The following is a 19,769-nucleotide window of genomic DNA, read 5'->3' on the forward strand; positions in this document are numbered from 1 at the left end:
AGTGTAAACAGAGCTGTTAAGCCAGAACATTGCAGATGGTAAACCTTTCATAACTATCACCTTAATAAATCAATAAAAACGAATTTGATTTCTCGGTTCCCTGGAGGCGATAAAACGGACTCATCCTTTGAGCATTTACTCTTCACTTAAGAAGTTGGTTATTAATATACCTCAAAGAAAAAAGATTACAAGCTTTTCCTGCTCCACATCACACTTTTAGCTGTTTATGGTTATTTTACAAACTAAATCTCGTAACTAAATTACATAACAGAACTAAATAAACGTTTGCCTGAATTAATTATAAGCATCAAGACACTTACTAATGATCAAATGAACAATCTAGCTTTCAAAATTTGAGGAGTCTGGGGCTTAGAAGCGCTACTCGTCAAAACGCGCAAGTGGTATGCTGTTGCCATCAAAACAGACCCATATTTTAGATTTTTGTTCTAACTTTCCATCCATCCAAATCCTAAATATATGGTTATCAAATAAAAAAGGAGTCATCCGTGTCTGAATTCCATTCTGAGATCAGTAAATTGTCCCCTGCCCCTATTTGGCAGTTTTTCGATAAGATTTGTTCAATCCCACACCCTTCAAAGCACGAAGAAGAGCTTGCTCAATACATTATTGCTTGGGCAACAGAGCAAGGCCTAGATGTGCGTCGCGATCCAACGGGCAACGTATTCATCAAGAAGCCAGCGACACAGGGCATGGAAAACAAGAAAGGTGTCGTGCTACAAGCTCACATCGATATGGTTCCACAAAAGAACGAAGACACAGTTCATGACTTCGCTAAAGATCCAATCCAACCGTACATTGATGGTGAATGGGTTACTGCAAAAGGCACAACACTTGGTGCCGACAATGGTATGGGCATGGCTTCTTGTTTGGCCGTTCTTGCTTCAAACGAAATCCAACACGGCCCTATCGAAGTTCTACTAACCGTAGATGAAGAAGCGGGTATGACTGGTGCTTTCGGTCTTGAAGCGGGTTGGTTAGAAGGCGATATCCTTCTTAATACCGATTCAGAGCAAGAAGGCGAAGTGTACATGGGTTGTGCTGGCGGTATCGACGGTGCAATGACTTTCGACATCACTCGTGATGCAGTCCCTGATAATTTCGTTACACGTAAGCTAACGCTAAAAGGCCTTAAAGGCGGTCACTCTGGTTGTGATATTCACACGGGTCGTGCAAACGCAAACAAATTACTTGCTCGTTTCCTAGCGGGTCACGCAAAAGAGCTAGACCTTCGTATCATAGAGTTCAAAGGTGGTAGCCTTCGTAACGCTATCCCTCGTGAAGGCTTCGTAACGGTTGCAGTACCGGCTGAAAACCAAGAGAAACTGGCTTCGCTATACAACTACTACACTGAGCTTCTATCTACTGAGCTGGGTAAAATCGAAGACAGCATCGTAACATTCAACGAAGAAGTAACCGTTGAAATGGGTACTCTTACTCAAGCAGAACAAGCTCGCTTTATCGCGGCACTTAACGCATGTCCAAACGGCGTGATTCGTATGAGTGACGAGATTGAAGGTGTTGTTGAAACGTCTCTAAACGTAGGTGTTATCACAACAGAAGAGAACTCAATCACAGTGCTTTGCCTGATCCGTTCTTTGATCGATTCAGGTCGTAGCCAAGTAGAAAGCATGCTGCACTCTGTTGCTGAGCTAGCAGGCGCTAACATCTCGTTCTCTGGTGCTTACCCAGGTTGGAAACCAGACGCAGATTCAGAAATTATGCATATCTTCCGCGACATGTACGAAGGTATCTACGGTCACAAGCCAAACATCATGGTTATCCATGCAGGTCTTGAGTGTGGTCTATTCAAAGAACCTTACCCGAATATGGATATGGTTTCTTTCGGCCCAACAATCAAGTTCCCACACTCTCCTGATGAGAAAGTGAAGATCGACACAGTTGAGCTATTCTGGAACCAAATGGTTGCACTGCTTGAAGCAATCCCAGAAAAAGCATAATTCGATAATATATATACTCAATAGATGCTGCTTACAGTAAGCACCGTTTATTCAAAACAAAATAAAACAGGTACTCAATGAGTACCTGTTTCTGTATCTAATCTTTGTAATCGACTATTTGTGACTAAACAAGCAATTAAACGCGTGTAGCCGCGTAGCTCTCTAGCTCATCAATTGAAGTTTGTGCCACAACTTCACCATCGATGAAGTACGTCACCATCTCGCCATCGCGAACACCGATTAATGTAGCACGCTCACCAGATTGGTATGTAATATCCATTTGGATAGTGTTTTCATCGATCTGCTGCATTTGACCTTTTTCGATCATATCAGCACTTGTGATAGGACCTACCGGCGCTTCCGTTAGAGACGGATCCAGTTGATGGTTAATATCAAGGTAAGTATCCATCTTAGTATCAAAGATATGCGGGGTACCAGTTAGAGGGTTACTACCCGTCCAGAACTCTAGCGAGTTGAACACTAAGTAATCGGCAGCAATAGTTAGACCGTAAGCTGGTGCTAACAATAAGTTTAAACCACCACGAGCATAACGGTTATCAACAGCTTTAAGGTTGAATTTCATTAAGTACCCCGTCACTGCGTTGCTACCAACGCAGCCAGATAAAGCAACTGATACCACCGCCAGAGCTACGACTTTTGAAATTGTTTTCTTCATTTTTATCTCGATATTTGAATTTGGCCACCAAAAATGGCGATGGATAATAGCAGCCATCACATTCTGAATTATCAGATTAAAATCAATAAATTGTCAGAAAAATCACAAATTGAAACACCCAAAATTATCGCAAATTAAAAATTGAAACCAATAACCAACCCCCTCCATAAAAAAGTTTTGTCGTCACAGTAAAGCGATTGATTCGTACTAAAAATCAACGATTGCTACATTCCGTGTTAACGAATTATCACTATGTTGAGAACAACCTAAATGGCAAGACTAAAACCTAATCAACCATTCGAATTACTTGGTTATACTGTTCAGCCAGGACAACGAAAAGAGATTGAACTACAGGCAGCTCAGCTTTACACGCACTCTCCACTTTCGATCCCGATTGAGATCATCCACGGTCGCCAAGCTGGCCCAACACTAATGGTAAACGCTGCTATTCACGGTGATGAGCTAAACGGTGTTGAGATTGCACGACAGTTAACTAACGCAATAGAACCTAATAAACTGAAAGGTACATTAATTGTTGTGCCGATCGTAAACGTATTTGGCTTCATTCATAAATCTCGTTACTTACCAGACCGTCGCGACCTAAACCGTTGCTTCCCAGGTAGTGAGAAAGGCTCATTGACATCACGCATCGCTTACACCTTCTTCGAAAACGTAGCGAAGCACTGTGATTACATTTTGGATCTACATACAGGTGCTATTCACCGTACTAACCTGCCACAGATTCGTGCAAACCTATCAAATCCAGAAACATTACGAATTGCGAAAGCGTTCGCAACGCCAGTAATCATTGATTCACCTTTGCGTGATGGTTCACTGCGTAGCGAAGCTGAAAAACTGGGCATCCCGGTACTGACTTATGAAGGTGGTGAAGCGCTGCGTTTTGATCCTTTAGCGATTCGTGCAGGCTATCTAGGCGTTCATCAAGTGATGAAAGAAATAGGCATGTTGCGCCCTAACCGTAAGAAGTTGCCAGAGCCAGTATTGAGCAAATCCACCAGCTGGATCCGCGCTGAATCAGACGGCATCTTGCGTAATATGGTAAGACTTGGTGAACAAGTTGAGGCTGGGCAAACTCTAGCTTACATCAGCTCTCCTTTGGGCCACGAAGAAGGCCAAGTGATCACAACCAAAGGTGGTATTGTGATTGGCCAGCAAACGCTGCCTCTTGTCAACGAAGGTGATGCAGTATTCCACATTGCTTACTTCAAACAAGACGATGAAGAAGTAGGCCAATCAGTAGAAAGCTACATTGAAGAAGTAGCAGAAGACGATTGGCTAACCACACTGAACAACTGATTAAAGCTTGATAGAGCGACGTTAAAAACGATAAATAAAAACCGTCGCTCTTAGGCAAAATAGAAACGAACTCCACAAACGAAAAAGCCCCAATATAGTCACCTATATTGGGGCTTTTTTTATAAGTCCCTTATCTTAAAATTAAGGGACCTATAAGTTAATCGTGCACCGAATTACTCAGCGTCTTCCTCTTCTGCACGAGCTTTAGCGCGTGCTTCACGAGCTTGCTCAGCTTTAAGCTCTTTAGTGTGACGTAGTTCGTCACGCTCTTTACGCTGCTCTGATTTACGCTCGTTACGTTCTGCTTGGTTTGCGATGAAAGATGCTAGTTCTTTCTCTGCCCACTCTTGTGCTAGAGCTTCAGTTTCGAAACCAGACTCACGCTTAGATACTGTAGTACTGCGAGATGTTACTTGACGAGTAATCTCTGCACACCAACCGTTGCGTTTTTCTGTAAGGCGGATATCAAATTTTTTGTTCTTAGACATGTTCTATTTTTTCCTAAGGGAGATCATTACGGGATCGGTCAACTTTGATAACTCCATCTAAGTGGGTATCTTTTAACACCATCCCTTGGTAAGCGCGGTATTAGAGCACAAATCAACACATATTGCTGCAAATATTTGCAGCGGATCACACTCTAGTGCGGTAAATCGTTTGCGAGTCATTTCAATTCGTTCATAACTCCAAAATAGCTTCCAATTTACGGGGCACTTTCTCGATAACGAGCAAATGAACTATGCTCAAATAGAGATAAATGAAAGAGATAGCCTATAGACTCGGATCTCACCATCGAAACATCTCACCTACTCCGCCCATAATTACAATAGCGAAGGGGTTGCTATGGATAGCTTTATCAAAAATTTACCGAAGGTTGAGCTGCACTTACACATAGAAGGCACATTGGAACCAGAGTTGATGTTCGAGCTCGCTAAGCGTAATAACGTGTCGATTCCTTTTGAAAACCCAGGCCAAGTGCGAGACGCGTACCAATTTCACAATCTTCAGTCCTTTCTCGATATCTATTACCAAGGCGCTAACGTACTCATTCATGAACAAGACTTCTACGACCTGACATGGGCTTATCTACTGAAGTGCCAGCAAGATAATGTGGTTCATACCGAAATATTCTTCGACCCTCAGACTCACACTGAACGCGGTATTGCCTTTGAAGTCATAGTCGGTGGGATCACTCGAGCTTTGAATCAAGCAGAGCAAGAACTTGGCATCAGCAGCCAACTGATCATGTGCTTTCTGCGTCACCTTGATGAAGACAGCGCTTTTGAAACGCTCAAACAAGCACTTCCCTATAAAGATAAGATCATTGCCGTTGGGCTAGATTCATCAGAACAGGGCAACCCGCCAGAGAAATTTAAACATGTATTCCAAGAAGCTATCAACCAAGGCTTCCTGACCGTCGCACACGCCGGAGAAGAAGGCCCAGCACAAAATATTATCGACGCACTGAGCTTGTTAAGCATTATCCGAATTGATCATGGCGTTCGCTGTGTTGAAGATGAAAACTTGATGGAACAGCTAATCGCTAAACGCACACCGCTGACGGTCTGCCCACTATCGAATACCAAGCTCAAAGTCTTCGACACCATGCAAGAGCACAACATCGTCGAGTTGCTGAGAAGAGAGCTATGCGTCACCATCAATTCCGATGATCCCGCTTACTTCGGCGGGTATATGAATGATAACTTCCTCGCCGTCGCCAATGCTCACATGGTGACGAAAAACGAATTAGCACAGTTCAGTATTAACGCCATCGAAGCCAGTTTCATCTCACCTCACGCCAAAGAAGCTCTCATTGCACAAGTGCGCCAATATCTTGCTGAAAATATTCACTAAAAAATGGACCTATGCTGCGATCAAAAAAAGGGAAGCTCAATGTTTCCCTTTCAAAATGAGTTCGAAAATCAATACGCTTAGCCTGGGTGACCATCCACTCTTGGGGTTAACAGCATCATGCCAAACTTCCAGATAAATAGACCAAACGCTAACGTCCACAAACCTGCGCTGATGTTCACAATTTCAAACAAGTAGGCAGGGAAGAAAGTCACGCCTAAACTGCGAACGAGTGCTGCGATAAAAATAGCAGAGAACGCCAAAGCCATACTCTTCCCTTTATAGATAGCACGACCAGTATGCCCCATCGTCACACGCGTAATCATCGCTAGAATTAATCCACTCAGACCGCCAATAGCAAACAGGTGCAGCATGTTATGGCTTGCGAACGGGTTGTCCAACAAACCTCTCAGCAACAAACTCAAGGGAATACATAAGTAAGCCGCATGCAGTGACCACACCAAAGGTTCAGATAATGTCGTCCACGGTTTCCAGCGAATGAAGCGTACCAATTGAGCTGCTCCCGCAAATACCATCAATTGATTGCCAATTTGAGCAAAAGTTAATGGGAAGAAGCTCAACACAAATAAACCAACCAAAGGTAGATTCGCTAGCCATTCCAACCAAACCAGTGGTTGTGCTTTTTCAAAATCAAAACGACGCGCCGTAAAGAATGGAATCACTCGTCCACCCATTACAGACAATAACAACGTAAACCACCACAACATCGCGTGCCATACTGCAGACGATGGAAATGGAGGCATGCCCTTAATGGTTGCATAGCTAGCAAAATTCGCCACGATAGCCAGTATAAACAACGGAACAAAGAACAAGTTCTTCCAGCCTTTTGACTTCACAACTCGGAAACCAATTTCGTAAGCGGCAAAGATCATAAACAGCGCCTCAACCGATGAGATCAGCCACAAAGGTGCAGGAGTCCAAAATAGAAGGCGAGGTGCAAGCCATAATCCCACTAAGGCAGCCAATCGATAATGCTTAGTGCCATTGACTCCCGTCCACGTTTGCACCGCCGTTAAAACAAAGCCGACAACAATCGCCATAGCAAAGCCAAACAACATTTCATGTACGTGCCACCAAAGCGCAGGGACTTTTAAAATCTCCGGCTGACCATTTTGGAACATGACAACCCAAGCCACGATAGCGATAACGGCATAGAGACTGCCCAAAAAGAAGAAAGGTCGGAAGCCTAAACGCAGATAGGCTGGAATTGCGTCTTCTACACTTTTATCTGTGATATTTAACAAACTCGTTCCTCATTTCAGATAACGGCCAAGAATGGCTTATATGGAATTGGCATAAATAGCCAAATTCATGATGCAGTCATCATTACTGTTATTTTTATTTAAGTAATGCACGAAACGCGCCAAAGGTATAAACCCAATAAAAACAATCATAAACGCGTAAAAAACACAAAGAAAAGAGTCAATTAAACACACCAATACATGTCAATTAGACACGGAAGTGTTAAAAATAATAACTACTGACATTTAGTTACTTGGAACATATAGTAAGACTAGTCTCAAATTCAAAAGAACAGACAGGGAACGCGATGTATATTTTCGGTTACGGTAGCTTAATCAACTCCTCTTCACGTCAACTAACAGGTCAAACTGGACAGGCCATTCCTGCAATTGTGCATGGCTTAGTGCGCCATTGGAGTAAAATTGATGACAGTTACGTGTTGTCCCCCCTCATAGTCAATCCAGGAGATGGTCAAGTGAATGGAGTATTGCTTGAGGTTGATGATATTACACTGGCTGATTTTGATCGCCGTGAACGCGGTTATCACCGAATCGAACTCAAAGCCGATCAGATAGAGAGCAACACTGAGTTCAAGCAGGATCAATCGATTTGGGTATACATCAAAAACGAAATTGAAGCGCCTTGCGAGAACAGTCCTATCGTTCAAACCTATGTCGATACGGTATTAGCAGGATGTTTAGAGGTGTCTGAAAGCTTTGCGGCGCACTTTGTTAAACACACACAAGGTTGGCATCACCCATTAGAAAATGATCGCCACCAGCCTAAATACGGCAACCTTGCAGGAGTTTCCGATCATCACCATAGTGTAATTGATGGCTTGATACTGACCGTACGCGGCTAGTTAATATACATAGCTAATTGCTCGACAAAGCTAGCTAATTTAGGTTGGTGAACACATTGACTCACCAACCTAAAGCGAGCTTAAACGACACGAATACCCGTTGGCATCACACGTTCTGGTGTCAGCAGTACACTTTCAGATTCACCTTCCGTTTCTGCACATAACAACATGCACTCAGAGGTGTGGCCTCTCATCTTCGCTTTCGCTAAGTTACACAATACAACCACTAGTTTGCACATTAACTCTTCTTCGGTGTAGTAAGGGACAAGGCTGGTTACCGTTTGTAGCGTCTTCTACTTGCACAATGTAAAGCTTGTCTGCGTTTTCATGACGCACAACCTCAATGATCTTACCCACACGCATTTCTAACTTAGCAAAGTCACCATAAGAGACAGTATCCATTTCTCACTTCCTATATTGATTGGTTTCCACTCATTAAAAATATTTACTAAAATTAAGTAAAATGTAAATGTTTACACTAGCATTAAGCCTAATAGTTACAAGCGGTAAAGATCGCATTAATGGAAGTAAAATGAGAGTTTCATTGCCTTACCTTCATTGTCGGTGTTAAATAGATACAGCAATGAATAGAGGTAAAAGATGGCAACAATTAAAGATGTAGCAAAGGAAGCTGGTGTTTCAGTTGCAACCGTATCTCGAGTCGTAAACAAGTCTCCGAAGGCAAGTGCAAATTCAATTGAGTCTGTAACTAAAGCCATGACAAAACTCGGCTATCGTCCGAATGCCAATGCTCGTGCGCTTGTAAGCCAAAGCACGAACACGGTTGGTGTGTTAGTGGGTGATATCTCCGATCCCTTTTTTGGCACCTTAGTTAAGGCTGTTGATAATGTCGCACGCGAAAACGGTAAACATATCCTTGTCGGCAATGGTTCTCACGATCGTGAAGAAGAGAGACAAGCCATTGAGTTGCTGATCAATAGTCGCTGTGATGCCTTGGTGATCCATTCCAAGGGATTAACGGATGAAGAACTCATCGCCTACGCAAAAGAAGTAAAAGGCTTAGTGTTGATCAACCGTTATATTGCCGAAATCGCCGAGCGTTGTATTTTCTTAGACAATAAGAAAGGCGCTTACCTTGCTACAGAATATTTGATTCGTCATGGTCACAAGAACATCGCATGTATCGCTTCATCACACAGCATTGAAGATGCCGATGAACGAGTGCAAGGCTATCTAGCTGCACTCTCTGATTACAAAATCGCGCTGTCTGAAAGCTACATTGAATACGCCGCTCCAACCAGTGACGGTGGCGAGTACGCAATGACCAACCTATTGACCAAATCTCTCCCGATTACAGGCCTTGTGGCTTACAACGATTACATGGCGGCTGGTGCGTTATCTGTACTTGATGAAAACGGTATTCAAGCACCAGATAAAGTATCGATTGTTGGTTTTGATGACGGCTTAATTGCGCGTTATGTACACCCTAAGCTAACTACGATTCGCTACCCTATTCAGATGATGGCAGAGAAAGCCACTCGCCTAGCGCTTGTGCTAGCTAAAGGTCGAGGTACCTCTTCCGAGCCTATGATGTTCTCTCCTACTTTAGTGCGCCGAAATTCGGTAGAGAAAATCTAAATTTTAGTCAACTCATCAAACAAAAAAAAGCCCTAACAGAAGCAGTTCTGTTAGGGCTTTCTCACCATACTCTTCCCAACAATAATCCCTTTGTTGGAGCCAATTAGCATAAACCGTTTTGAGCTAGAATGGACTAGTTTGAATAATCCCCCGAAAATTCAAACTGGTAACAAGTTCGATAGTGGTATTCCTGTTCAGGCCTAAGAATACAACTTTCTTGCTTCCACTCTGGGTGGTTAGGTGAGTCTGGTAAGAACTGGGTTTCCAATGCAATACCTGCATAGTCTTCATAAGTGCCACCGTTTCGATTGGGTGTTCCACCCAACCAATTTCCGGTATACAGCTGTATAGCTGGCTTAGTAGAAAAGACTTTCAAGGTGACAAGTGCATCAGGCGACGTCACTGTAGCTGCGCATTTATCGCGCTTACAGCCATCCGCTAAAAGAAAAGAGTGATCATAACCTTTGGCCGCTTTTTGTTGTTCATCCCCAAGCAAACGTTCAGAGATCATCATAGGCTGACTGAAGTCAAAGCTAGTCGATTTCACCGCCTTTAAATTGCCTAATGGGATACCAACAGCGTTAGTTGGTAAATATTGTGAAGCATTGATACTAACAATATGAGACAGACAATCGTGACCGTTATTCGCCCCTAGTAGATTAAAGTATGCGTGATTCGTTAGGTTAACCACGGTTGGCTTATCAGCGGTTGCAGAGTAGTTAATGGAAACTCGATTATCTTCGGTTATGTCATAACGCACCGATACATTCAAATTCCCCGGAAACCCTTGGTCTCCATCAGTAGACTCTAGAGTAAACACCACTGACGTTTCTGTTTGCTCGGTAATATTCCAACGACGTTTATCAAAACCATCAGGACCACCATGCAAGGTATTGCCCGCTTGGTTGGTTTCCAACTTGTAGTTCTGGCCGTCAATTTTGAAACGACCATTGGCAATGCGGTTAGCATAACGACCAACCGTTGTGCCCATATAACTGGCTTGTTTCTCGAAGTTCTCCATTGAGTTTACACCTAACAAAACTTCACGTTTGTTTCCTTTGACTGGCAGGATACAACTCAACCACGTTGCACCAATATCCATGAAGGTGACTTGCATGCCATGCTTGTTGGACAAAGTAACTAACTGAGCAGGTTGACCATCATAGGCTGCCGTTTGTGTCATGGATTGATGCAAATTCTGCTCTGAGGTCATTCTAAATTCCTTTCTAGTGCCAGCAAAAAACCTCTACATTAGGTAAAGGATTTACTATTTAGCCTACCATGATCTTTTTACTCGGTAGACCTTCGCTTTTGAGCATTAAGTATCTAAACAGCTAGATTACTTCAACAAGACCCGCTCCGTCTTTAGCTTGGCACACATAAATAGATTCTTTTAGCCCCGTCGCCACTTGATATTTCTGTTCAACGGCTGTTTTAATTTCATCAACCAATGCAGGTGGAACCAATGCCACGATACAACCGCCAAAACCGCCGCCAGTCATACGTACACCACCTTGCTCACCGATCACTTCTTTAACCATATCAACCAACGTGTCGATCTCTTTCACTGTGATTTCAAAATCGTCTCGCATTGAAGCATGAGATTCTGCCATCAACTCGCCCATACGCTTCATATCATGAGTACGTAAAGCTTGAGCCGCTTCAACGGTACGGTCATTTTCAGTAATCACGTGACGAGCACGTTTCGCGACCATTTCATCTAACTCAGACTCTTTCGCTTTGAATTGTTCAATGGTCACATCACGCAGTGCCGGAACACCAAAGATGCGCGCCGCTTCTTCACATTGCTCACGACGCGTGTTGTATTCGCTGTCGACTAAGCCGCGTTTTTTGTTTGAGTTAATGATAACCACAGACATATCTTCTGGCATAGAGACAGCCGTTGTTTCTAGGCTACGACAGTCCAACAGCATCGCGTGGTTTGCACGACCTTCTGCAGAGATCATTTGGTCCATGATGCCGCAGTTACAACCAACGAATTCGTTTTCGGCTTGCTGACCATTCAGAGCGACTTCCGCTTGACTAATCTCTAGGTTGTAAAGCACCTTGAATGTCTGACCGATGACCACTTCCAGAGCCGCAGAAGAACTTAAACCCGCACCTTGGGGCACGTTGCCGGTTACAGAGATGTCGGCACCTGTAAATTCAAAGCCACGCCCCATTAGGCACTTCACCACACCACGAATGTAGTTAGCCCACATTTTGTCTTGTTGGAATGTAATCTCTTGAGTTAAATCGAACTCATCTACTGCATTACCGTAGTCTACTGATACTACACGCACGATGTTGTCGTCACGCTTAGCCGCTGCGACTACCGTTTGGTAGTTAATGGCACACGGTAGAACAAAACCATCGTTGTAGTCGGTATGCTCACCAATCAGGTTCACACGACCTGGAGCTTGAATTATGTGAGTCGCTTGGTAACCAAGGACTTGCTCAAAAGATGCTTTCACGTTTTGGATCAGATCAGACATAAGTAAACTCTCTGCTTAACTCTTTAATCAATTGGTTATGGCCCCTTTACGACACCACTTTAATTCTTTTAGATTCCCGACTTCTTCGTTCCTCACTCTCGGGATTGACGCTAAACGTTTCAATGAAACTGTCATTCCAGGATCGACGGACGAGATATCAGGAATCTCGCTCGTTATCTACGAAGTAGGCTATTCCTGCTCTTTGTAGTGAACGTCACTCAAATCACGAAGACGTTGCGCGGCTTGTTCTGCGGTTAAATCACGCTGAGATTCCGCCAACATTTCGTAGCCCACCATGAACTTACGAACCGAAGCACTGCGTAACAGTGGCGGGTAGAACAACGCATGCAGTTGCCAGTGATCGATGTCCGTACCTTCTTCGAAGAACGGTGCATAGTGCCAGCCCATTGAGTAAGGGAATGAACATTGGAACAAGTTATCGTAACGACTGGTCAGCTTCTTAATCGCAAGCGCTAAATCATTACGTTGTTCGTCAGTCAGTTCACTCATACGGCGAATGTGTGTTTTTGGTAGCAACATAGTTTCAAATGGCCACGCTGCCCAGTAAGGCACTACGGCAATCCAATGTTCAGTTTCAACCACAGTACGTGAGCCGTCTTTCATTTCAGCTTCAACGTAATCGACTAACAGGTTCGAACCTTGTTGCTCGAAGTACTCTTTCAGTAGCTTTTCTTTACGTTCAATCTCGTTTGGCAGAAAGCTGTTCGCCCAAATTTGACCGTGTGGGTGAGGCTGAGAACAACCCATGGTCTCGCCTTTGTTTTCGAAAGCTTGAACCCATAGGTAATCTTTACCTAGCTCTTCAATCTGCTCGTTCCAGGTATCAATCACACCACGGATTTTATTAACTGGTAACTCTGGCAGCGTTTTGCTGTGGTCCGGAGAGAAACAGATAACGCGGCTCAACCCGCGAACACCTTGAGTCTTGAATAGAGGGTTTTCAGACTCTGGAGCGTCAGGTGAATCAGGCATCAACGCCGCGAAATCGTTACTGAATACGTAAGTACCATCATAATCTGGGTTTTCGTCACCCGAGATACGCGTATTGGTCGGGCACAAGAAACACTCTTTCTCATACGCTGGAAGTTGCGCAGTCGATGGCTTTTCATCTTGGCCGCTCCACGGACGCTTTGCTCGGTGCGGTGATACTAAGATCCACTGACCCGTTAATGGGTTATAACGACGATGTGGGTGGTCTACTGGGTTAAATTCAACTTTTGACATGTTTAGGTTGCTCTCAAATTTTGTGTCTTGGTCAATTCACCAAGATGAATAATTCTTCTACAAGGAGATTCCCTATCACGCTCGTTCCTCGCTGTAGGGAATGACGTTCAGAAATCGTAGTTTTAAAATTCGTCATTCCAGAATAGAGGGACGAGTTATCTGGAATCTCTCTTTTCTCATCTATTACCTTTGCATTCCCCAATGAAATTGGAGTTGCAGCTAGGCAGCTTCAATCACACAGGCTAAGGCTAGTAGCCATTCGGGTTATTCGACTGCCAATTCCACGTATCCGCCGTCATTTCCATCACGCTGCGCGTCGCCTTCCAGCCAAGCTCTCGCTCTGCTTTTTCAGTACTTGCCCAACATTCGGCAATATCACCTGCGCGGCGTGGGCATAGTTCATAAGGAACTAGCTTGCCCGATGCTTGTGCGAAGGCTTCAACCATCTCGAGTACACTTGAGCCTTTGCCCGTACCTAGGTTGTAAATGTGTAAGCCCGCTTTCTCGCCCACCACTTTTAGCGCTGCGACATGGCCATCCGCTAAATCCATTACATGAATATAGTCACGAACGCCTGTGCCATCGACTGTTGGGTAATCGTTTCCAAAAACAGCCAATTTTTCACGGCGACCAACGGCTACTTGAGCAATAAACGGCATCAGATTATTTGGGATACCTTGTGGGTCTTCACCCATGGTGCCTGATGTATGTGCACCAACAGGGTTAAAGTAGCGCAGTAACGTCACGCTCCAGTCGTTTTCAGCGTTGAACAGATCACTCAAGCACTCTTCCACCATATATTTGCTGCGACCATAAGGGTTAGTTGTCGCGCCAGTCGGTGAAGTTTCAGTAATCGGCACTACTTCCGGGTCGCCGTAAACGGTAGCCGAAGAACTAAATACGATGCTTTTCACGCCCGCTTTCTTCATGCTTCGAGCTAACACCAGTGAACCATTGACGTTGTTATCGTAGTACTCCAAAGGCTTAGCCACCGACTCCCCTACCGCTTTCAGGCCAGCAAAGTGAATCACGGCTTGGATATCGTTTTCTGAAAACACGCTATCTAGAAAAGGTTGGTCACGAATGTCGCCAAGATAAAACGTTGGTCGCTTGCCAGTTAACGACTCGATTCGTTCCAGCACTAGCTCTTTGCTGTTGCAAAGGTTATCAACAATGATCGGATCCATACCTGCCTGTATCATTTGAATGCATGTATGACTTCCGATGTAACCCATGCCGCCCGTAACCAGTACTTTCACAATCAACCTCTCTTTGTCGTCATTCGTGGGCTAACTCGAACTGACATTCAGCTCAGTAGCACCGTATGTCAGAAATAGTAGCAGCCATTTTGACTATAATTCTGTGATCAAAACCACGAAGTGTAAACGTTTACACTAACTTTCATCATTGGTACTGTTCATGACATAGAGGAAATGTATAGCTATTAACCTCTAATTCATTGAATTTTAATAAGATAATTATAGATAGTTAGATTTGAGACATCACAGATGAGTTGAGCATTTATTTTACTAAAAGTTAATGCAATGACGTCCAGTTTGATTACAATAGGTCTGTAGAATAAAGAGGTGCATTGCTTTTTTACTAAATACCAATTTCAAAGCAGCGCAATGTTCCAATAACAGGAAGTGAGTATGGCAACGTTAAAAGATATCGCGACTGAAGCGAATGTATCATTGGCTACAGTTTCAAGGGTTCTCAATGAAGATCCAACATTAAGCGTCAAGGAAGAGACCAAAAGGCGTATCTTTGAAATTGCAGAGAAGTTGGAATACAAAACCAGCAGTTCACGAAAAACCGTTAGCAGTAAAAAACAAAACCATCACTTTCTAGCACTGTATAACTACAAGCAAGAAGTTGAAGTTAACGACCCTTACTACCTATCGATCCGCCATGGGATTGAAACCCAATGTAAAAAGATGGAAGTTAAGCTAACCAACTGTTATGAGAGCAAAATACAGATTAACTCAACGCCAATCACAGGTGTTTTGTTAGTAGGAAGAATGACACCGGAGGTTATCGAACAAGCCAAAAAGCTAAGCGATAATATCTGTTATGTCGATTTCACTGATCACTCTGAACCTTATGACTCTGTCGATATCGACCTGGCTTTGATCAGCAAAGAGATCACCAACTTCTTTATCAACCAAGGCTATCAACGCATTGGTTTTATTGGCGGACAAGATAACGTCAACACTCCTGATATTCGCGAAGTAGCCTTTGCTGAATACGGTAGCCTTAAGAACGTTGTCAGTGAGCAAGACATCTACCGTGGTGACTTCTCTAGCTCATCAGGTTACAAGCTTGCAAAACAGATGCTCGCGACTGACGACTACCCTAAAGCCATGTTTATTGCATCAGATTCCATCGCTATTGGCGTTTTACGAGCGATACATGAACACGGATTGCGCATTCCTGAAGATATTGCGCTGATCAGTGTAAATGACATCCCAACCGCTAAGTTTACTTTCCCATCTTTATCAACGGTTCGTATCCATTCTGAACTGATGGGAATTCAAGCTGTTAACCTTCTGATAGAGAAAGCGCGCGACGGCCGAACCATCCCATTACGCGTCTATGTACCAAGCAAAATTAAGCTGCGTGACACAACAAAATAGTTATAAATATCAAATAAATAAACCAAAGCCACCTTTATTTAAGGTGGCCTTTTTTTGCTCATCACATATATCAATCGACACATATCCTCCTCTTTAACCTGCTGCATAAATCAACCAATAGCATTCTTTTAAGTGGATCACACAGCACCGCAAAAAGACCATAAAAACGTGATTAAGTTAAAATAAAACCTTCCAATAATTCAGTAAATAATTTACTAATAATTATATCAAACCAAAAGTACTCGTATTCACTAAGAACCTATTATGCATAAGAAAAAAATGCAAAAACGTTTCAGAGAGAACGGTTCAGCTACTTTCAACTATTGCATGGCCAATGGAAGGCCACAGCGATCTTAAATACGCAGATGAAGGTTTCCTATTACCAATTGATGTGCCTTTCGTACCATAAGACAACCCACTGGCACAGCCATCATGAACGTAACCTTCTACAACGCGGGCGGTATCTTGATCTTCCTTGGCTACGCATGGTAGAGGTACGGTCAATACGAGAAAAGCTTATCTCCAGAAGAGAACAAACTAGAAGCAAAACCTGAACCGGTGAACGCTTAGTTTTACCCTACATTCTGATTGAATACTTAAGGTACTCCCATTTGGTGAGTACCTTTTTTATGACTAAATAACAAGATCTTAGACTATTTAGCCTACCATGATCCTTTTACTCTATTCACTGTACGTTAGCCTATGTCACCACAATGGAAGCGCACCTGATAATGGTAATGCTCTTTCAATAATTTGAACTCATCATGGACACTGGGCGTCCATGAGTCATCGCCACCGACGCCCATATGGAAGCCATCCACATAAACAAACAGCTGTTCTTGTTCTGTTAAGTCACAAGTATGCTTTGCCTTCTGTAACTGCTGTAACCCAAAACGACTGACTGAGAAATGGAAGTCTCCTTGCAATTCAAATGCTCCCATTTTTGCGTCACGAACATCACAACGCAAGCCACAATCAGAAGGAAAAATATACGGGGTATGCATTCGTTCAATGCTCTGCTGATATCGCCCCATATGGGCTGACATTTTTCGGTCTGGGTAGTTTTCGTGTGGCCCACGACCAAACCATTCCACACCATCAGGCACATGGTTCAAAGCAAACTCAAAACCGACTCGTGGCAGAGAAGGCAAACCTTTCGCCGCTTGAACATGCACTTCAATGTTCACTTCACCATCAGCAAACAGTTGATATTGCCACGTAGAGAGCAAACGTACTTGCCCCTCAACTAAGTGGGCAATTCTTGCAGTCACTGACACCGAGTTTTGCTGAGTAGAACATGAAAATTCGATGCATTCTGGAGTGAGCTTGTCTAACTTCATCGCCTGCCAGCGGGCTATCCATGAATTAGGATCGACTCGGTTTGCTTCACTGACACCGATATCGTTGTCTAATGGTGCACGATAAAAGTTATCTCGAAGGCCACTAGCAAGTTGTTCCACCCCTTTGACTTTCCAGCTCTCTAATGTCCCAGATAATCTGTCGAACTCTACTTGATAAGCATCTCCAATCACCGTCAGCAGCGCGTCGGTTTCAGTCACTTTTGGTGGAAATTGAGAGAGGTTGGCATCCAACATCAATTGCGGCTGAGTGGGTAAGGTAAGCTGTTCAATCGCCGTCACATGACCTTTATTCGCCCATGCAGTATTGGTGTTTAATACCACTTCTAGATTGAGGTAATTTAGCGCGTTGGCCGTATGAGGAATAGTCACACCATTAAGTTCTATCTGGACACTCTCGCCCGCATCAACCATCAATTCGATACAACCATCGCACGTGACCACACCATTCTGGGTAACCGTCCAATTCAACGTTTCAACCCTGCTGGTCACAAATAGGTGTTCGCTGTGTACTTCAATCACCAGTGGTGATGCAGACACCAGCTTGAACTGATAAAACTGTTGCGCCTTTTTCACTTCATGCAGCGTTGGATGTACCGTTCTGTCTGGGAATACCAAACCATTAATGCAGAACTGGCGATCATTAATCTCGTCGCCGAAATCACCACCATAGCCCCAATATTGTGTGCCGCTCGAATCGGTTTTGGTGATCCCTTGATCGACCCAATCCCAGATAAATCCGCCCTGTAATCTTGGGTTGTCTCTAAACGCCTGCCAGTATTTATCAAAGCTACCCAGACTGTTCCCCATTGCATGGGCGTACTCACAGAGAATAAGAGGACGGTGCTCGTTTGGTAGAGCGATCGCTTTGCGAATACCCACGCGAGGTGTCACTTCAGGTTGACTCTCAACCACAGGTAAATCCCAATCAACCCGCGCATACATAGGACATAAAATATCGGTCGCTGCTGTATCAGCACCGCCACCTTCATACTGAACGGGACGTGTTGGATCAGCTTGCTTCACCCATTGATACATCGCATGGTGATTACGACCAATCCCCGACTCATTACCCAACGACCAAATGATCACGCTGGCGTGGTTTTTATCGCGCTCCACTAGCCTTGTCATTCGTCTCATGTACGCATTCAACCACGACGAATCATTAGACAGTCGACACATCGGAAACTGACCATGGGTTTCCACATTCGCTTCATCTACCAGATACAGGCCATACTCATCACACAGTTCATACCATAATGGGTGATTAGGATAATGAGCGGTTCTAACGGCATTGAAGTTATTTTGTTTGAGCAGTTTGATGTCTTGAATCATCCCTTCACGCGTCATGGTGTGACCCAATTCAGGGTGGTGTTCATGGCGATTCACACCACGAATCAGCAACGACTTACCGTTAACTTTGAGCAAACTATCGGTAATTTCAACACATCGAAATCCGACATCGTAAGCCTCACAATCGACAAGCTCATCATGTTTATTGAGCAATGACACCACACAACGATATAAGTAGGGTGACTCGGCACTCCACTTGTTCGGATTCACGACCGAAAGGCAGTGCTCTGCGACTTCAGACCAAGGCCCTTTCTCATCCACAACTCGCTCACCAAAGCCCACGATTTGAGGTTCACAAACCAACTGTCCTTGAGCATCATAAAGTTCAGCTTTCAGCTTATCGAAGCCTTCTACATCATTGCTGTGCTTGGTTATTTGCGTAGAAATATTTAAAACCGCATCGCGATAGCAAGCATCTAGCTGAGTCTCAATACCAACATCCTCGATTGCGACCTTGGGCTTTCTCAATAAAGTCACATCACGGAAGATGCCGCTGAGCCACCACATATCTTGGTCTTCAAGATAGGAACCATCAGACCAACGCAGCACCATGACAGCTAGCGTGTTCTCGCCTGCTTGTAAGTATTCAGACACGTCAAATTCAGCCGGTAATCGACTGTCTTGCGAATAGCCAACCCACTTGCCGTTGCACCACAAATGAAATGCAGAATTCACGCCATCAAAGGTCAGCCTATGGGTATCTAATAGCTCCGGTTCCGTGCAGTTAAAATGCGTGCGGTAGAGTCCTGTCGGATTATCGCTAGGGACGAAGGGAGGGTTATCAGCGAAAGGATATTTCACATTGGTATAGATCGGTTTATCAAAGCCTTGCATCTGCCAGTTGCTTGGCACCGCGATCGACTTCCATGAGGAATCATCAAAATGTTCAGAGACAAACTCTTCGCAGACCAACTCCGGCGAATCGAACAGCTGAAACTTCCAAACCCCATTGAGAGACAAGGTGCGTGACGAGTTCTTCCCCACAGCCTCTGCCAACGAGGTGTAACCATTCAAAGGAGCATGAGCCTCAACAACGTTATGATGAGTGATGTGTTGGTTTTCCCATTCGCGGGCAGAGATGATCTGAGAGAAAGTTCTCATTAAGTGTTCCTTACGATAAACCGAATATAGTGAA

Annotated in this window: 14 protein-coding genes and 2 pseudogenes; 7 read left to right on the forward strand and 9 right to left on the reverse strand. The window is 44.0% G+C overall.

Annotated features, from left to right (window positions below):
* Window positions 1–506 precede the first annotated feature (506 nt).
* On the forward strand, window positions 507–1,979 hold the full coding sequence (locus IQO02_RS06390) for an aminoacyl-histidine dipeptidase (protein ID WP_010436343.1): 1,473 nt from the start codon (window positions 507–509) through the stop codon (window positions 1,977–1,979).
* Window positions 1,980–2,115: 136 nt separating this feature from the next.
* Here IQO02_RS06390 and IQO02_RS06395 read toward each other — a convergent pair whose 3' ends face one another.
* Window positions 2,116–2,655, reverse strand: a complete 540-nt coding sequence (locus IQO02_RS06395) for a DUF3332 domain-containing protein (protein WP_016790434.1) — start codon at window positions 2,653–2,655, stop codon at window positions 2,116–2,118.
* A gap of 270 nt (window positions 2,656–2,925) precedes the next feature.
* Between IQO02_RS06395 and IQO02_RS06400 the strand changes: the two genes are divergently transcribed.
* Window positions 2,926–3,972, forward strand: a complete 1,047-nt coding sequence (locus IQO02_RS06400; protein ID WP_010436338.1) for a succinylglutamate desuccinylase/aspartoacylase family protein — start codon at window positions 2,926–2,928, stop codon at window positions 3,970–3,972.
* 173 nt (window positions 3,973–4,145) lie between these two features.
* Here IQO02_RS06400 and IQO02_RS06405 read toward each other — a convergent pair whose 3' ends face one another.
* Complete coding sequence (locus tag IQO02_RS06405) at window positions 4,146–4,460, reverse strand: DUF3622 domain-containing protein (protein WP_010436335.1); 315 nt, start codon at window positions 4,458–4,460, stop codon at window positions 4,146–4,148.
* A 355-nt stretch (window positions 4,461–4,815) separates the two neighbouring features.
* Here IQO02_RS06405 and IQO02_RS06410 point away from each other — a divergent pair, with 355 nt between their 5' ends.
* Window positions 4,816–5,826, forward strand: coding sequence for an adenosine deaminase (locus IQO02_RS06410; RefSeq protein ID WP_016799527.1), 1,011 nt, complete (start codon window positions 4,816–4,818; stop codon window positions 5,824–5,826).
* A 77-nt stretch (window positions 5,827–5,903) separates the two neighbouring features.
* On the opposite strand, the gene IQO02_RS06415 is transcribed toward IQO02_RS06410, so the two are convergent.
* Window positions 5,904–7,088: an NnrS family protein gene (locus IQO02_RS06415; protein WP_016799528.1), complete on the reverse strand. Its 1,185-nt coding sequence runs from the start codon at window positions 7,086–7,088 to the stop codon at window positions 5,904–5,906.
* A gap of 305 nt (window positions 7,089–7,393) precedes the next feature.
* Between IQO02_RS06415 and IQO02_RS06420 the strand changes: the two genes are divergently transcribed.
* On the forward strand, window positions 7,394–7,948 hold the full coding sequence (locus tag IQO02_RS06420; protein WP_010436312.1) for a gamma-glutamylcyclotransferase family protein: 555 nt from the start codon (window positions 7,394–7,396) through the stop codon (window positions 7,946–7,948).
* Between the two features lie 80 nt (window positions 7,949–8,028).
* On the opposite strand, the pseudogene IQO02_RS06425 reads toward IQO02_RS06420, so the two are convergent.
* Window positions 8,029–8,350 (reverse strand): annotated as a pseudogene (locus IQO02_RS06425) (tRNA-binding protein).
* Window positions 8,351–8,548: 198 nt separating this feature from the next.
* Between IQO02_RS06425 and IQO02_RS06430 the strand changes: the two are divergent.
* A complete protein-coding gene (locus IQO02_RS06430; protein ID WP_010436305.1) occupies window positions 8,549–9,547 on the forward strand; it encodes a substrate-binding domain-containing protein in 999 nt (332 codons plus the stop codon).
* Between the two features lie 133 nt (window positions 9,548–9,680).
* Here IQO02_RS06430 and galM read toward each other — a convergent pair whose 3' ends face one another.
* From galM to galE, 4 genes are all read right to left on the reverse strand, one after another.
* Window positions 9,681–10,760: a galactose-1-epimerase gene (gene galM, locus IQO02_RS06435; protein WP_010436301.1), complete on the reverse strand. Its 1,080-nt coding sequence runs from the start codon at window positions 10,758–10,760 to the stop codon at window positions 9,681–9,683.
* 121 nt (window positions 10,761–10,881) lie between these two features.
* The gene (gene galK / locus IQO02_RS06440; protein ID WP_016799529.1) at window positions 10,882–12,042 is read right to left on the reverse strand and encodes a galactokinase; all 1,161 of its coding nucleotides are present in this window, start codon (window positions 12,040–12,042) and stop codon (window positions 10,882–10,884) included.
* 189 nt (window positions 12,043–12,231) lie between these two features.
* Entirely contained in the window at window positions 12,232–13,287 is a 1,056-nt protein-coding gene (locus tag IQO02_RS06445) for a UDP-glucose--hexose-1-phosphate uridylyltransferase (protein ID WP_016787772.1), read from the reverse strand.
* A 248-nt stretch (window positions 13,288–13,535) separates the two neighbouring features.
* Window positions 13,536–14,546 (reverse strand): UDP-glucose 4-epimerase GalE, encoded by a 1,011-nt coding sequence (gene galE, locus IQO02_RS06450; protein WP_016787773.1) that lies wholly within the window; start codon window positions 14,544–14,546, stop codon window positions 13,536–13,538.
* A 393-nt stretch (window positions 14,547–14,939) separates the two neighbouring features.
* On the opposite strand from galE, the gene ebgR reads away from it, so the two are divergent.
* Window positions 14,940–15,923, forward strand: a complete 984-nt coding sequence (gene ebgR, locus IQO02_RS06455; RefSeq protein WP_010436289.1) for a transcriptional regulator EbgR — start codon at window positions 14,940–14,942, stop codon at window positions 15,921–15,923.
* Window positions 15,924–16,337: 414 nt separating this feature from the next.
* Window positions 16,338–16,493: pseudogene (locus tag IQO02_RS22435) on the forward strand (amino acid permease); the annotation flags it as partial.
* A 125-nt stretch (window positions 16,494–16,618) separates the two neighbouring features.
* Here IQO02_RS22435 and IQO02_RS06460 read toward each other — a convergent pair.
* Window positions 16,619–19,735 carry a beta-galactosidase gene (locus IQO02_RS06460; RefSeq protein WP_016799531.1) on the reverse strand — a complete coding sequence of 1,039 codons (3,117 nt, stop codon included), beginning with the start codon at window positions 19,733–19,735 and terminating at the stop codon, window positions 16,619–16,621.
* Window positions 19,736–19,769 lie beyond the last annotated feature (34 nt).

Origin of the sequence: Vibrio sp. OPT24 (genome assembly GCF_015163545.1) — a bacterium.
In the GTDB taxonomy this organism is placed as follows: Bacteria; Pseudomonadota; Gammaproteobacteria; order Enterobacterales; family Vibrionaceae; genus Vibrio; species Vibrio cyclitrophicus.